Source organism: Runella defluvii (assembly GCF_014195535.1).
Lineage (GTDB): Bacteria > Bacteroidota > Bacteroidia > Cytophagales > Spirosomataceae > Runella > Runella defluvii.
Genome location: NZ_JACIBY010000006.1, coordinates 124,993 through 141,159 on the forward strand (window position 1 = coordinate 124,993; position 16,167 = coordinate 141,159).

Genomic DNA, 16,167 nt, shown 5'->3' on the forward strand with positions numbered 1-16,167 from the left:
ACACCTGTAAGGTTTTTGAAAACTTGCAGGTGTAAAACGTTCCAAATCAACCTAAAACCATGAAGTCAAGAAGAAGTTTCCTCCGTTGGTCGGCGTTAAGTATGCCCCTTTTATCAATGGGAAAAGTATTTGCTAAATCATCGCCATCAGTCGTTACCAAACCCATCGTCGTTTCGACTTGGGACAGCGGCTTGCCCGTCAACGCCGTGGCATGGAAAGTACTAAAACAACCCAACAGCCGCGCCCTTGATGCGGTTGAAGCAGGTGCTCGTTCGATTGAAGATACCATCAATTGCTGCGTTGGCTTGGGAGGCAACCCCGACCGCGAAGGCAAAGTGACGCTCGACGCCAGCATCATGGACGACAAGTTCAACTGCGGGTCGGTAATGGCATTGGAGCAAATAAAGCACCCGATTTCGGTCGCTCGCAAAGTGATGGAAACGACTCCTCACGTTCAGCTTGTGGGCGACGGAGCACTTCAGTTTGCCCTTGAAAGTGGTTTTCAGAAAGAATCAGGTAAACTGTCGGCCGACGCCGAAAAGACCTACAAACAGTGGCTTAAAAAATCGGAATACAAGCCTGTTATCAACATCGAACAGCAACAGGGTAAAGGCCAAAAAACCAAAGCTGGCCACGGGCCTTTTGCGCCTAATTTCTTCGACGATGGCAGCTTTAACCACGACACCATGGGTACCATTGCAATGGACGCCACGGGCAACCTCTCGGGAGCTTGTACGACCAGCGGCATGGGTTTCAAAATGCGCGGTCGCGTCGGCGATTCGCCCATTATTGGGGCAGGTCTGTACGTGGACAATGAAGTAGGTGCTGCTACGGGTTCTGGTCAAGGCGAAGAAGTGCTTCGCGTAGCAGGCGCTTTTTTGATTGTTGAAATGATGCGCCAAGGCAAAAGCCCCGAAGAGGCCTGTAAAATTGCAGTAGAGCGGATTGTACGTATCAACCCCACCAAAGCCAAAGATTTTCAGGTAGGTTTTATCGCTATCAATAAGCAAGGCGAATACGGTGCCTATTCTCTCCATCACGGGTTTAGCTATGCCGTTACTCTCGCCGACGATGGTGGCAAGGTGTTTATGGCCAAGAGCCACTTTCCAAAAGCTTAATCAAACCCCAAAAGCCGTCGCTCGTCTCGCATGAGTGGCGGCTTATTTTTAGCCCCCCTCTGCGTGCCCTATCTCTGTCTGCATTTGTGAGAAATAGCTTTCCACACAGAAAGCCACAGATAGAGTCTCACAGAAAACACATAATTTTTCTGTTTCTTCGATGAAAAAATTATTCATTTTCTCTCTTTTTCTTACTCAATTTACGTTTGCCCAATACCAACCCAACTGGCAAAGCCTCGACCAGCGCCCTACGCCTACGTGGTTTGAAGACGCTAAATTTGGGATATTTATTCACTGGGGCGTCTTTTCTGTTCCTGCCTGGGCGACCAAGTCTAATGCCGATGGCTTTGGGAGCGGCTACTCGGAATGGTACTGGCAACGGCTTTTTGCGCCCAATCTCAAAATTCATCCTGAGTTTGTGGAGTTTCACAAAAAAAACTACGGCAACCGAACGTACCAAGAGTTTTCCCAAGACTTCAAAGCGGAGCTATTTAGTCCCGACGATTGGGCCAAGATGTTTGAGCAAGCGGGTGCCAAATACGTAGTACTCACCTCCAAGCACCACGAAGGTTTTACGATGTGGCCTAGCCCGCAGTCGTGGAACTGGAACGCCGTTGATGTAGGCCCTCACCGTGATTTAGCGGGTGATTTGGCCAAGTCGGTCAAAGCCCGTAATCTTCGGATGGGGTATTATTATTCACTGTACGAGTGGTTTAACCCTGTCTATAAGTCGAACGTCAATCAGTACGTCAACGAGCGAATGATTCCGCAGATGAAAGACCTGGTGTCGCGGTATCAACCCGATGTTCTATGGACCGATGGCGAGTGGGATCATCCTGCTAAAACGTGGCGTAGCGAGGAGTTTTTGGCGTGGCTCTACAACGAATCCCCCGTTAAAAACAGCATTGTCGTCAACGACCGCTGGGGCAATGACACCAAAAGTCAACACGGGAGTTTTTACACTTCCGAATACGGGCACGGCGGAGCTGACAACAAAGAGGTAACGGGCTTTGTTCGTCCTTGGGAAGAATGCCGAGGCATGGGCGAATCGTTTGGATACAACCGCAACGAAAATCTCGATAGCTACCAAACGGGCGAGCAGCTCGTCCATCAACTCATTGATATTGTGGCCCGTGGAGGCAATTTATTACTCAACATCGGCCCCACCGCCGACGGTCGCATTCCCGTGATTATGCAAGAACGCCTGCACGAAATAGGCAATTGGTTACATGTAAACGGAGACGCCATTTACGGAACACGCAAGTGGGAAAAAGCCCCGCCGTACACCAAAGATTCGCAGGTTTATTTTACCAAAAAAGGGACTACGTTGTACGCCATCACGCGAAAATGGCAAGACGAAATTGTGATTCAGAATGTTGCCAAACCATCTAACATTCGATTGTTAGGATTTAAAGGGGCGGTGAAGTATAGCTACAAAAACAACGTGTTACGGATTATAACCCCTTCTGTCAATCCAAGCAACATCCCTTGTCAATACGCTTGGACGTTTGAAATAACGCCCTAAAAGCTTTGCTTATTGGTAAGTTTATCTGTTTACCGTTAATAGGAAGTACGTGTTAAAATTAAGACAGGTATTTCCCCATACTCTCTAATCGTCAACCCTATTAACGGATAACAAATAACTTTTAACAGACATCTCCTGAGCTTAGAATGGATTACTGAATTTCGGGTCGGAGGCAATGCCCGTATCCGTAAGTGTTTTCATAAAAGCAACAAGTGCGTTTTTCTGGGCTTGCGTCAGGTTCAAACGGCGTGGCTGACCGTTTGGCCCGCGCAACTGAGGTGCCAAATTAGCGTGAGGTTTTACTTGACTATTATAGTGTTCAACTACTTGTTCGAGGGTTGCAAAGCGTCCATCGTGCATATAAGGTGCTGACTTTTCTATGCCACGCAACGAAGGCACTTTGAATAAACCATTTTGGGCGGCATTTTTGGTAATTGCCCCAACGCCATTGTCGGTTGAGACTACATCTAAGCCATTATTGCGAGCCCCTGCTGCCGTAAACGTTTCCGTTCCGTGACATGCACCACAGTTGCCTGGCCCAAAAAACAATTGTTTCCCTTCATTTTCTTCAGCTGTAAAGTTGGCAAAATTCGTCGTTGTCGGGTTTTGATTAGGAGCTAAAGCCGCCCTACCCGTATCGTATTTGGTTCGGTACGACACCATCGAACGGATAAACTGTGCCAACGCCCTAACGACGCGAGCCGAGTCGATGGTCGGTGTTCCGTACGCATTTTGGAATAGGCTTGGGTAATAATTCAAGGTTCGGAGCTTTGCCACGGCGCTTGGCATTGTCATGCCCATTTCTACGGGGTGAATAATTGGCTGTGAAGCTTGGGCTTCGGCCGAAGCCGAACGCTCATCCCAAAAAAAGCGTCCATTTGGATAATAGCGCGCATTGATGAGCGACATGGAGTTGCGGGTAGTAAGCCCTCCTGCAAACCCTCGGCTAAAGCGAGCAGGGTCCGAAAACGAATTGGCCTGCTGGTGACACGAGGCACACGAGGTAGTGTTGTTCAGGCTCAAGCTTTTATCATAAAAAAGCACCCGTCCGAGTGTAGCCCCCTGATCCGTAATCGGGTTGTTAGGCGGGGTGTTGTTTTGACCAGCAACTTGCGGACTAGTGAGGTAAGCGGGCAGCACTTGAGCCGCGTAGTTGAAAAGGGTCGCTGGCAGTACAGGAACAGCATCGGCCCGAGCGTTACGGTCGTTCATACCAGTAGTCGCTTCGGTCATGACGTTTTCTTGTTGGCAAGCTACGGTTACTCCAAAAACCGCAGCCGCGACGACGACTCCAAGGGCATTTGTTTTCATAGATAGAAGTTGGTTTGAGGTAAACACTTAACCCTTAGATGCCAGTCGATATAAAAACTTGCGGCCTCAGGCATTTTTTTTTACAAAAACCAACTTCCTACCCTATCTCTTTGAAAAATAGCTATCTAATCTAATCCACAAAATCACGCACTTTGGGGCGCAAGAAAAGAAGTTGAACCACGACAATCGCTAGCACTACCCCTGCCAAAAGTGCAAAATCTCCTGCCAAGCCGCCTGAATCAGTCGATTTGCCTAACCACTCGGTGATAAGTGCCCCCGCCATGATTCCCATCATGTTCATAAAACCATAGCCCGTAGCACGGTATTTTGCCGAAACAAATTGACACAAAATTGGCATGTTGTTGCCATCAAACATCCCAAAACCTAACCCAAAACACATGCCTGCCGCAATCGCGTGGGTAATCGTTGTCCCATAGGCAATGAGTAACAACGCAGGAATAGTCAACACCAAACCAATGATACTTGTATAAATACGCCCTCGCAAATGCTTTTGTACCCAACGGTCGGATAAATACCCTCCAATGATGACCCCAATCAACGACGACAAGGAGGTAGTTATCGTGGAAAGTGGGCCAGCCTGCCCCATTTCTATGTGTAACTTATCGGCAAAGAGCGTAGGCAACCAGTTTTTCACCGCCCATCCTGGTAAACTTGGCACCGAGAAAAGAAGCAAAATCAGCCAGAAAGCAGGGTTCCCAAGCAATACGCCGAGCCCTTTGAGCAACGGTACTTTATCCTGATTTTTGAGGCTTGCCGTTTCTTCGATTAGTTCGCTTTTATTTTTTTCTCGTAAAAAAACAATCAACACCACCGCATACGCCATCCCAATCATCCCAAAAGCCTGAAATGCTGTATTCCACGAAAATTTATCGGCGATGGTCGCCCCAAAACCTCCTAAGGCTTGCCCCATGTAGTTTCCTGAAAGGTGAACTCCAATCGCCATTGAGCGGGTACGTGACGAGTGAAAATCGGCAATCATGGCCAAGCCCGTCGGCATGTAAAGCGCCTCACTAATCCCCATCAAGGCCCGTAAAACGTACAATTGCGAAAAAGAAGTAGCATACCCCATCGCAAATGTCACTCCCGACCAAACAAACAAACTTCCAACAATCAACCACTTACGATTCAATCGGTCGCCGATCATTCCCGCTACGGGGCTCATAAACGCATATACCCATAAAAAAACGGCCATCAATCGGCCAAAATTAGTTGCCTGTTGAAGCTCTGCAATGTCGATTTGCATGGAAGGCCGCATGGTGGCCAACATCTGGCGATCCATGTAATTGAGTAATGCAACGACCCACAGCAGGCCGACCAAAATCCAAGGGTAACGGGAAGACTTCGTCATTAGTTTTAATAGAAAGGTTGAAGGTTAAAAGATGTTCGTTAAAAATATACGCATCATCCCCTAGTAAATACTATTGAGTGCGTATTTTACTTTAAATTGCTACCGAAATTAAACCCTTACCTCATTCATCCGCCCATGCGCCTGTTCATTACCTTTCTATTCAGTTTAACCGCCTTTCTTGCCTCTGCCCAATCAAAATTGGTTTGGTGGAAACCTTCCGACAGTATTTTTCCCGTCATCGACGGCCAAGCCTGGTCTAGCGAAATGCGCGACACCATCCAACGTTTTCCACCGCGCGCCGAAGCCAACGTCCGCAAGGCTGTTTGGAACCTCTCGCGTAACAGCGCAGGGCTTTCGATTCGTTTTATAAGTAATGCTGACCAAATCGTCGTTCGCTACAAAGTGACGGGTGCTATCAATATGCCCCACATGCCCTCGACGGGTGTGAGTGGCGTCGATTTGTACGGCATCGACAGCGATGGAAATTGGCAGTGGGCCAATGGCAAATACAGCTTCAAAGACACGGTTCAGTACGTTTTTGCCCAACTTCGCCCCAACGACAACTACCACAAGCTCGGCCGCGAATATCGCCTCTTTTTTCCTTTGTACAACAGCGTTCGCAATCTGGAGATCGGCGTCCCCGAAGGCAGTTTATTTAAAGTACTCCCTCAGCGCCTCGAAAAACCGATTGTGGTTTACGGAACGTCCATCGCCCAAGGCGCTTGCGCTACCCGCCCAGGCATGGCATGGACCAATATCTTGTCTCGAAAGCTGGACCGAACGGTCATCAATCTTGGATTTTCGGGCAACGGTCGTTTGGAAAAAGAAGTCATTGACCTTATCAATGAGCTTGACGCCAAAGTATTTGTGTTGGATTGTTTGCCGAACTTGATTGTCCCCATCGTCGACCACCAAGAACTTCAAAAAAGAATCGTCGAATCGGTAAAAGCCCTTCGTGCCAAGCACCCCAACACGCCGATTTTGCTCACCGACCACGACGGCTACACCGAAGGTTATTTAATGCCTCACCGCCAACCATTGTTTGAGGATGCCAACAAAGACCTGCGCGAAGCTTTGGCACAATTAGCCAACGAAAAAATTACGGGCGTGTATTCGTTGCCTATTTCCGACATCAACATCGACCACGAAGGAATGGTGGACGGGACACACCCCAACGACATCGGGATGATGCGCTACGCCGAGGCGTACGAGAAAAAACTTCGGGAAATTATGCAGGAACCCGCTGGAAAACTCAAAACAGAAATTCCCACCCGCCAAAACCGCGAACCAGGCAGCTACGTGTGGGAAGACCGCCATTATGATATGCTCCGATTGAACCAAACTGACGCCCCTAAAGTGGTGTTGATAGGCAACTCAATTACCCACAATTGGGGTGGAAAACCGCTCAACAACCGCATCAAAGGGGCTGATTCGTGGCAGAAATACGTAGAACCCTACCAAGTTCGCAACTTTGGTTTTGGCTGGGACCGCGTCGAAAACGTGCTGTGGCGGGTCTATCACGATGAGTTTGACGGCATTACCCCCGAAAAAATTATCATCAACATTGGTACCAACAACCTCCAGCTCAATACCGACGACGAGATTGTGCAAGGTCTTCGTTTTTTGGTACAAGCCATTCATACACGTCAACCCCAAGCCAAGATTACGCTCTTGGGCATTTATCCTCGTCGCGAACAAGAGGCCCGCGTGGCAACGCTTAACAAAGCTATCCAAGCTATGACGAAAGCCGAAAAAGTAGGCTTTTCGGACATTGGTAAAGTGTTTTTACAAAAAGATGGAAAAATCAATGAAAGCCTCTTCTCCGATGGACTTCATCCCAATGCGGCGGGCTATGAAGAAGCAGGCAAACGTTTGGAGCAGGAGTTGTTGAAGAAGTAACATTTTATACCCCCATTTCACTAATGAAATCTTATTTTCTGATTGCTTTCTTGGGGAGTTTTATTCCACAAGTATGCGCACAAGATGTACCTATTTTGAAGCATTATGACCAAAATCACCTGTACCGAATCGCTCTTCCCCTCGGAGGTATTGGCACAGGAACGGTGTCTCTTTCGGGCAAAGGCGAACTCCGAGATTGGGAAATTATGAATCGACCCGCCAAAGGATTTAGTGGGGGGCAGATGGGAAATGGAGTGCCTTTTTTTTCTATTTTTATTAGAGAAACCAACGGTAAAACGCATACCAAAGGGCTAATGGGTCCACTCGACCCCGTCGATTATCAGGACAAAGAGGGGCGCCCAGTGGATAACCACGGTATTCCGCGTTTTCGTAACGCTTCGTTTGATGCTACTTACCCTTTTGGTCAAGTCAATCTATCTGACCCTAACCTCCCCGTCAGCGTTCGGCTCAAAGCATTTAACCCTTTGATTCCTACCGATGCCGATGCCAGCGGAATGCCGTTAGCCGTACTAAAATACGAAGTAAAAAACACCACGAATCAGCCCATTACGGTATCGGTATGTGGTTTGATGCGTAATTTTATTGGTAATGATGGCTCAAAAACACGGATGGATTGGAAAGGTGATTTGATTCCGATTGGCGCCAAAAACAACCAAAATAGCTTCCGTACATCTGGTCAAGTGCAAGGAATTTTCATGTACTCTGACAGCGTCAAGAAAACAGCAGAACAATGGGGCACAATGGCACTGGTAACTCCCGCTCAAACAGGAGTCACGTACCGACGCTCGTCCAGAAGCAACGACTGGGAAAACGCCCTACTGGATTTTTGGGATGATTTCAGTGCTGATGGCGAACTCACTGACAAGGAAAAACTGGTAGATAATGACCCTCAGGCATCACTAGCAGTAAAGATGCAAATCCCTGCTAATCAAAGCCGTGTTTATACATTTTACATTACTTGGCATTTCCCCAACCGCTTTGCTTGGTCGGCTGAGAATATAGGCAACTACTATGCTACCCAATACACCGACGCTTGGGACGTAGCCCAAAAAGCCGCCGAACGATTACCCCAACTGGAGCAAAAAACCGTTGAGTTTGTCAGGGCTTTTATGCAAAGCAAGCTACCTGAGGTAGTGAAAGAAGCCGCTCTCTTCAACCTCAGCACGCTACGTTCACAAACTGTTTTCCGAATCAAAGATGGCACCATGATGGGCTGGGAAGGCTGCATGGACAACTACGGCTCGTGTCAGGGCTCCTGCACTCACGTATGGAATTACGAACAGGCAACGGGTTTTTTATTTGGCCAATTGGCCCAAACTATGCGCAAAACGGAGTTTGGACCCGCCCTCGATGAAACTGGTTTTATGAGTTTTCGGGTGGGGTTACCGCTAGCCACCAACGCCCAACGCTACAAAGCCGCCGCCGCCGATGGGCAAATGGGCACCATCATGCGCTTCTATCGCGATTGGCAGCTATCTGGCGACACGTCATTTCTCCGACAATTTTATCCCGCAGTTAAACGCAGCTTACAATTTGCGTGGCTTAAAGGAGGTTGGGACGGCGACAAAGATGGCGTCATGGAAGGGTGTCAACACAATACGATGGACGTAGAATATTATGGTCCTAATCCTCAAATGCAAATTTGGTACTTGGGAGCCTTACGTGCGATGGAAGAAATGGCTAATGCGATGAACGAACCTATGTTTGCCGCAGAATGTCGGCAGCTTTTTGAACGAGGAAAAAAGTTTGCCGATGAACATCTATTCAATGGAGAATATTACGAACAAATCGTTCAGACAGCAGCTCATAAAGACCAAATCTTGATGGCAACTGTAGCCAGCGGCCGCGCTTATACCCAAGACCCACCCTATCAATTAGGAAAAGGCTGTTTGGTTGACCAGCTCATTGGGCAATACATGGCTCACGTCTATGGGCTTGGGTATCTGATAAAGCCCGAAAATGCTCAAAAAACGCTTCAAAGCATCCTCAAATACAATTATCGCTCCAGTATGCTGAATCATTTTAACAATATGCGTTCGTACGCCTTGGGTGACGAGGCCGCCTTGTTGATGGCGAGTTATCCGCGTGGTGAGCGTCCGCAAATCCCATTTCCCTATTTTTCAGAAGTCATGACAGGATTTGAATATACGGCTGCCATCGGAATGCTCTACGAAGGTCAGACTGAGTCGGGTTTGCTCTGCATCAAAAATATACGGGACCGTTACGACGGAGCTAAGCGTAGCCCTTTTGATGAAGCCGAATGTGGTCACCACTACGCACGAGCCATGACAAGCTGGGGGGCCGTATTAGCTCTTTCAGGGTTTCAGTATTCGGGAGTAAAAAAAACGATGGCTTTTCATTCTCAAGAAGGGACCTTCTTTTGGTCAAATGGGTATGCCTACGGAACCGTTCAGTGCAAAAAAATGGGAAATGGCTTTAGCATCAAACTCTCCAGTTTAAACGGAGACGTTGCGTTAGAAAAGTTTTCAATTGGTAAACTAACCAAAACTTTTGAAGCAAACCATCAGCTTAAAGAAGGACAAACGTTGACGATGCAATTGAAATAGGAAAGAAATAGCCAATTCCGTCCAAAAAGGCTAAATTTGAGCGTATAAACCCATTTCATCTTCAACTATCCTCTCACAAATCCCGTTTCTATGAAAATCAAACCCTTTATTTCGAGCGCTTTGGTAGCGCTAAGTTTGGGCGTTTTTGCTCAAAAAAAATCAAATGATTTTAAAGTTATTGGCTATTACGTCCCCAACATCCCTGCTGAACAAATTCCCGTGGATGTTCTGACCCACGTCAATTTTTCGTTTGCAATTCCTGCCAAAACGGGCGATTCCCTCGAACCACTCCGAAATCCCGAGGCACTTCACAGCTTAGTACGGTATTTGCACAAACACAACATCCAAGTGTTTATCTCCATCGGTGGTTGGGGTATTGGCGACGGCGGTGGCGATGACACCCGCTTTCACAAAATGGCCGAACGCGCCGAAGGTCGTCATACGTTTGTTCAGCACGTCATGAAATTTGTTCGTACTTATAAAGTAGATGGCGTGGATTTGGACTGGGAATACCCCGACGAAGACTCCCCCTCAGCCGACCACTACGTAGCACTCATGAGCGAGCTGGGAGATGCACTCCACGCTCAAGGCAAAAAATTGACGGCGGCGGTGATTTCATACGGCAAAAAAGGCTATGGAATGAAAAAAGAAGCCCTTGATAAAATGGATTGGGTCAACGTGATGGCTTACGACGACGACTACGGCCCCAACTACATCCGTGCCCATTCTCCTTATTCTTTGGCCGTTAAAAGCTTAGATTATTGGACAAAAGAACGCGGAGTTTCCGCCCAAAAAGCCATTCTGGGACTACCATTTTATTCTAAAAAAGGAATGGGAAATTATGGCCCCGACTACAAAGGTTTGTTAAAAGACGGCGCAAGTCCTTACGATGACTACTGGAAAGGCGCTTTTTATAACGGTATTCATACGATTGAACTTAAAACCAAGCTGGCCAAAGACCGAGGATGCGGCGGTGTCATGATTTGGGAAATTTCGTGCGATACCAACGATGAGTTCGCGCTGCTACAGGCCATTAAACGAGGGTCAAAAAAATAAACTTACCTGTCTTCAATTATACTATCCCCCTCTTATTCAGTCCCCAACGAAATTTTCCTGTTGGGGACTTTTTGTTTTTTATATCCTCAAATCTAATTGGACGACAAGATAATAGGCATATTTCTTTTGGTATGTCAAGATCAGTTTTTTTACAAATAGTAAAAAAAAGTTTTGGTTTCATGTGACCAAAGATACTAATCCACGTCATCCATCTACCTATTATAGATTATGCCTTATTTTTCACCAAACTTTGAAAACCATGAACTCTCACCCTATCACATCAGTCCATGAGCTTCCTAAAAATCAAGATTTAACCGTGTGTTTACAGATTGAGCAACAAGACACGCAGACCCTTCTTTCATTCTTGTTGTCCAAACAAATTTCGTTTGAGTTAGTCTATCATCCTGTACTTTCGTCGTCCCTTAAAGGAGGAGCTTCTGTATTTCCATCCGCTAGTTATGTACCAAAGGAAGAATCAGTATCCGCCATCCCATCTTCTCACCTAAGTACACGTGAAAAAATTGAGTGGGCTTACGACTATTATATTCAACGAAAACATACCCAAAACGTCCCTGCGGAAACGGAGATTGCTTCACAGTTAGAAATAGCGACCAGTCAATTCCGCAGTCTTTTTAAGAAAATCTACGGCAAAGGGTTTTATCAACTTTACCTTGAAAAACGCATGGAGTACGCCAGCAAACTTCTCCGTAAAGGGCTCAAGTGCAATGAAGTGGCCAAAATGGTTGGCTATGGTAGTAATTCGGCCATCAAGTTTAACAAAATGTTTCAAAAACACTTTGGTATGACGCCTAAAAAGTACCAGCTCCAATACGCCAGCTAATCACTTTTAAGCGTTCCTCTTACACACACCGTTATTAGTTATTGATTATTTACCAAACAAACGTAGCCACTGATTTACCTTCCAACGTAGGCATTATTTGCTTGTTTTTATGACGAACATTAAACGTCATTGGTTTATCACTTTCATTGATAACAATGAGTACCGTTTTGCCATCTGGTGTCTTAAATGCGACATTTGATAGGCTCATTGTGACGTTTGATGCTATACGCACAGAATTGGGTCGGACAAATTTTGACGCGTGCGCAATGATATAGTAAGCTGGATTACGAACAATCGTTTCGCCAATAGTAAGGGCGCCCAAACAAGCGGTACATCCACCTTCGGTATAGGGTTTTTGCTGTGTGTCGGCCGCTAAATTCCACTCTAAGACCGTCTTACACCAATTGCGAGGAGCGCCAATGACCAAATTTTTAAGGTGCCACATCAAGTCACCTCCAAAATTGGCAGGTGCCCCTATCCATTGTTCTGTGAAATACAGGTTTTTATCAGGGTGGGCTTCGTGGACATCGCGTAAACTTTCAACGCTTCCTCCATACAAATGAAACGCCGAACCATCGATGTACTGACGCGCTTCTGGGTCGTTTAAAATGCTGATGGGATAATCAGGGCGGTCGGCGTTGTGGTCATAAATCAAGATTTTTGTAGCAATTTTAGCCTTCCTAAACACTGGCCCAAGGCTCTTTTTAATGAATGCCGCTTGTTCGTCTTGCGGCATTAATAGGCTTGGATTGTTGCCTGGGTGGAGGGGTTCATTTTGCACCGTCATTGCGTCTATCCGAATCCCCTCTTTTTGCATTTCTTGAATATACTTCACCAAATAGCCGGCATACACATCGTAAAATTCAGGCTTCAAACTTCCTCCTTTCGAGGCCGCGTTGGTTTTCATCCAGGCGGGCGGCGTCCAAGGTGAGCCCAAAATTTTGAGCGAGGGTGCTATTGCAAGTATTTCTTTCAACACAGGAATCAGTTCCTTTTTTTCTTCTGCCAACGTAAACTTCGTCAGTGTTGGGTCGGTTTGGCCCGCTGGTAGGTCGTTGTACGTAAACACATGATCGCTCAGGTCGGATGCTCCAATGCTAATGCGTAAGTAGCTCACGCCAATGTTGTTTTGATCCGTGGCAAAAATTTCTTTCAACAATTTTGCACGCTCAGTAGGCTTCATCGCCGCCAGCAACTGAGCACTCCCTCCCGTAAGCGTATAGCCAAAACCGTCCATTTGTTGAAACGTCTTGGTGTCGTCAACGTAAATACTGGGAAGCGTGTTAGTCGTCGTAACAAACGACAACTTCTCGGGTTGTTTTTGAAAAAGAACCGATTTATCTGCCTTTGTAAGCCAATATTCCGCTTGTTGGGCTTGGCTAGTTAGTGCCCACAATAAAAGCACAATACTCTGCATTTTTTTCATCATGATCGTTGGTTAAAATTGATAGGTTATGAAACAAGACAGCCCCGAAAAATGCGTTTTTCGGGGCTGCATAGGTATTTTTTTGTAACGATTACAGTCTGCGAATCCAGATATTACGGAACTGAGTCGCGTTATTGTGATCTTGGAGGTGAATCACATCTTCACCATGCGCCTCTGGGTAGTGGTGAAGGCCAATGTAAAGCGTCAAACCGTTGATGGTGGTATTATTTTGTACTAACACACCATTCAAAAATACGGTGATGCGAGCAGGTGAATCCAAACGGCCATCTGGCTTGAAACGCGGTGCTGTATATACCACATCATATACGTTCCACTCCGACGGGCTACGCATTGGATTTACAAGCGGCGCGTGGTCTTTGTAAATACTTCCTGCTTGTCCGTTACGGTAGGTACGGTTTTGGTACGAATCCAAAATTTGCAACTCATAACGGTCTTGGAAGAAAACCCCACTGTTACCACGGCCTTGTCCAACGCCTTCTACTTTATCAGGCGCGCTAAACTCAAGGTGTAACTGGCAATCACCAAATTTCATTTTGGTTTTGATGTCACCACTTTTAGGCACGACTTCGAGGTAATCGCCGTTGACAATTTTCCAAGGGGCAGGGCCACCATCTTTGGCAGAAACCCACTGAGATAAGTCTTTACCATTAAAAAGGATGATAGCATCCGAAGGTGCTTCGCCAAGGTTTTTAGCTGGAGTAACAGTCGCTACTTCGGGCTCCCAAATTTCGGTCATTTCGGGTTTCATCGGCATGGGCGAAACCGCAGGAGGAGTACTTGGATAACCTTGTGCAAAAGCAGCAGCAGCACAAGCGACGAGCGACGCAGTAAGGAGCGTTTTTTTCATCATGGGTGTATTAAAAATTAAAAGTTTTACGAATCAAACAACCTTTTTTTCTACAAAGTCAAACGGTTGGTCTTTTTAACGTTCTCTACGCATTAATCGCATACAAAGATGCTTAAATAATCGGGCGATGATGAAGTAATCTGTTTTAGACTGAGGCTTACGTCTTGGGGAAGTATTTTAACCAAACGTTTTTGCAACTGCGTAGCCGTCTCTTTTTCAACGAGTTCGTAACGAATTTGACTACGGGTTATTTTTAATTCTTTTTTTCGTGATGACGACAACTGCGTTGTTTTCACCTCATATTCTTTATAAGCCGCCAGCTCCTCAGCCAGTTGATCGGCCAAGGGTTTCGCTCCTGCATCATAAAAAACTTCAACGACCCACTCTTTGCGCGGACTCGTAATTTTACTAATCAATGAGGCTTTTTTCGTCGGTGTTGTCGTCGTTTTTGTTTTTTCTGGTTTGGGTGAGCTTTCGGGGTTCATAATGGCCGCAACGCCCGACACCAGCCCCAGCACCAACGTCAGTCCCATAAACATCCGAATCGAACGCAGCATTTCGGGGCGTGGCTTAGGACGGCTACTTTCACGATTGAGCAAAAAAAACGATAAAATAAACGCAATCGCGCTCAATCCTGAAATACCGTACTTGAGAAACTCTGCCAGCTCGCTGACTTGAAATTGCGCAAAAACCATGTAGTGGGGTGTTATGACAAATTAAAGCGGCAAATAACGCGCTTTCGCGCTTTTTTTACAACCTTGACGCCACAAACTCAACAATCCAACGCGCCACCAAGGCACTATCTAAGGGCTGGGATAAGCTTTCTATTCCTTGTTGGGTCTTGGTTTCGCCAATTCGCTCTACCCGCGACCGCATCAACGCTTCTTCGTAAGGAACCGTAAATTCGGGATGTGCTTGCACTCCGAGCATCCGTTGGCCTACTTGAAACATCGCCACTGGGCAGTCGGCAGCAGTAGCAAGTACCTGTGCGTCGGGAGGCAACACCTGTACTTGGTCTTGGCACATCATCAATAAATTGACGTTTTGTTGAAAAGGCTGCATCCATTGTGGATAACTTCCCTCCAAAGGTAACCCGTCAACCGTAAACCGATGCACACCCACGCACCAACCCACCGACGATTTTTGTACTTTTCCTCCCAATGCTTCCGCCAGAAGTTGGTGCCCAAAACAAACGCCTACGTAGATTTTTTGGTGCGCATACAAATCTGCTACAAATGCCTTTAGGGTATGAATCCACGGTTCGTCGTCATAGACCGAAAACTTAGAACCTGTGCTCAAGTACGCATCGCACTCATCGACCGATGCTGGAAAATGCCCGTTGGAAACGTCATAAAAAGTAAACTCCCATTCGGGAGCAAGGGGTAGAAACAAAGCAGGGAACATATTTCGATAGTCTCCCGCAATGTGTCGAAATTCATCGCGAACGTGGTCGCACTCTAAAAGGCCGATTTTTATGGTGTTTTTCACTTTGTATATCACTTATTTCAATGTATAACCTACCCCCACTCCACCCCACAGCAAAAAAGTGCGGTCGATTTTCCCCCAACTTTTACGATGTGTTATCGAAGGGTATGGGTTGTCTCCCTTGTAAATACTTTTATCTTCCCAAAAAATAGAACTTAATGGAGTAATCCCAACCTTAAAGAACCATCCACCTTCTGGCTTTTGAAAACGATACCCCACACGGGTGGTAACGAAGAGATACTGTTCTCGTTCTACAAGTTTATTCACATGATACTTCTCGGATGTAGGATACATGCCTGCATCATTCAACAATATCATTGGGTTTTTCCAATGCTGTCTAAATTGCGCATATGCCATTCCAATTCCCAGCTCAAAGAAATGAGATGCTCTTCCAAACAATAAACTCCCCGAAACAGGAACAGAATACATTTTTCGTCCATTGAGTGGAAAAAAGCCAAGCGCTCCATTGACGGCTATTTTGTAAGAAGGAGTGATTTTTACCAACTGGTCAACCCCAATCGACGTAAGTACCCCAGTTCCTAAACCTTCAAAAAACAGGGTGGTGCGCTGTTGAGCCTGCCCCACTTCCGCCAAGACAATTATCCAGAAAAGTAACAAAAGCCGTTTCATAGAAGTTGTTTTTGACATTTTATCACTAATCCTCTTTTAACCCCATGTCTT

13 protein-coding genes are annotated in these 16,167 nt (G+C 46.4%); 6 read left to right on the forward strand and 7 right to left on the reverse strand.

Features of this window, described 5'->3' with window-relative positions; all coding sequences use genetic code 11:
• The first annotated feature begins 59 nt into the window (after positions 1 to 59).
• Both FHS57_RS15550 and FHS57_RS15555 read left to right on the forward strand, forming a co-directional pair.
• Complete coding sequence (locus FHS57_RS15550) at positions 60 to 1,118, forward strand: isoaspartyl peptidase/L-asparaginase family protein (RefSeq protein ID WP_183975193.1); 1,059 nt, start codon at positions 60 to 62, stop codon at positions 1,116 to 1,118.
• 160 nt (positions 1,119 to 1,278) lie between these two features.
• Entirely contained in the window at positions 1,279 to 2,643 is a 1,365-nt protein-coding gene (locus FHS57_RS15555) for an alpha-L-fucosidase (RefSeq protein WP_183975195.1), read from the forward strand.
• A gap of 141 nt (positions 2,644 to 2,784) precedes the next feature.
• Here FHS57_RS15555 and FHS57_RS15560 read toward each other — a convergent pair whose 3' ends face one another.
• Positions 2,785 to 3,954, reverse strand: a complete 1,170-nt coding sequence (locus tag FHS57_RS15560; RefSeq protein WP_221225641.1) for a cytochrome-c peroxidase — start codon at positions 3,952 to 3,954, stop codon at positions 2,785 to 2,787.
• A gap of 130 nt (positions 3,955 to 4,084) precedes the next feature.
• Positions 4,085 to 5,323 (reverse strand): MFS transporter, encoded by a 1,239-nt coding sequence (locus FHS57_RS15565; RefSeq protein ID WP_183975197.1) that lies wholly within the window; start codon positions 5,321 to 5,323, stop codon positions 4,085 to 4,087.
• Positions 5,324 to 5,458: 135 nt separating this feature from the next.
• On the opposite strand from FHS57_RS15565, the gene FHS57_RS15570 reads away from it, so the two are divergent.
• From FHS57_RS15570 to FHS57_RS15585, 4 genes are all read left to right on the forward strand, one after another.
• Positions 5,459 to 7,222: an SGNH/GDSL hydrolase family protein gene (locus FHS57_RS15570; RefSeq protein ID WP_183975199.1), complete on the forward strand. Its 1,764-nt coding sequence runs from the start codon at positions 5,459 to 5,461 to the stop codon at positions 7,220 to 7,222.
• A 23-nt stretch (positions 7,223 to 7,245) separates the two neighbouring features.
• Positions 7,246 to 9,810 (forward strand): GH116 family glycosyl-hydrolase, encoded by a 2,565-nt coding sequence (locus FHS57_RS15575; RefSeq protein WP_183975201.1) that lies wholly within the window; start codon positions 7,246 to 7,248, stop codon positions 9,808 to 9,810.
• A 90-nt stretch (positions 9,811 to 9,900) separates the two neighbouring features.
• Positions 9,901 to 10,866, forward strand: a complete 966-nt coding sequence (locus FHS57_RS15580) for a glycosyl hydrolase family 18 protein (RefSeq protein WP_183975203.1) — start codon at positions 9,901 to 9,903, stop codon at positions 10,864 to 10,866.
• Positions 10,867 to 11,125: 259 nt separating this feature from the next.
• Positions 11,126 to 11,707, forward strand: a complete 582-nt coding sequence (locus FHS57_RS15585; RefSeq protein WP_183975205.1) for a helix-turn-helix transcriptional regulator — start codon at positions 11,126 to 11,128, stop codon at positions 11,705 to 11,707.
• A gap of 49 nt (positions 11,708 to 11,756) precedes the next feature.
• Here FHS57_RS15585 and FHS57_RS15590 read toward each other — a convergent pair whose 3' ends face one another.
• The 5 genes from FHS57_RS15590 to FHS57_RS15610 all read right to left on the reverse strand — a co-directional run bounded on the left by FHS57_RS15590 (position 11,757) and on the right by FHS57_RS15610 (position 16,116).
• Positions 11,757 to 13,133, reverse strand: a complete 1,377-nt coding sequence (locus FHS57_RS15590; RefSeq protein WP_374758001.1) for a glycoside hydrolase family 30 protein — start codon at positions 13,131 to 13,133, stop codon at positions 11,757 to 11,759.
• A 91-nt stretch (positions 13,134 to 13,224) separates the two neighbouring features.
• Complete coding sequence (locus FHS57_RS15595) at positions 13,225 to 14,001, reverse strand: 3-keto-disaccharide hydrolase (RefSeq protein WP_183975744.1); 777 nt, start codon at positions 13,999 to 14,001, stop codon at positions 13,225 to 13,227.
• Between the two features lie 92 nt (positions 14,002 to 14,093).
• Positions 14,094 to 14,696 carry a hypothetical protein gene (locus FHS57_RS15600; protein WP_183975209.1) on the reverse strand — a complete coding sequence of 201 codons (603 nt, stop codon included), beginning with the start codon at positions 14,694 to 14,696 and terminating at the stop codon, positions 14,094 to 14,096.
• 55 nt (positions 14,697 to 14,751) lie between these two features.
• Complete coding sequence (locus FHS57_RS15605) at positions 14,752 to 15,489, reverse strand: glutamine amidotransferase-related protein (RefSeq protein WP_310586996.1); 738 nt, start codon at positions 15,487 to 15,489, stop codon at positions 14,752 to 14,754.
• A gap of 12 nt (positions 15,490 to 15,501) precedes the next feature.
• Complete coding sequence (locus tag FHS57_RS15610; RefSeq protein WP_183975211.1) at positions 15,502 to 16,116, reverse strand: hypothetical protein; 615 nt, start codon at positions 16,114 to 16,116, stop codon at positions 15,502 to 15,504.
• Positions 16,117 to 16,167: the final 51 nt, after the last annotated feature.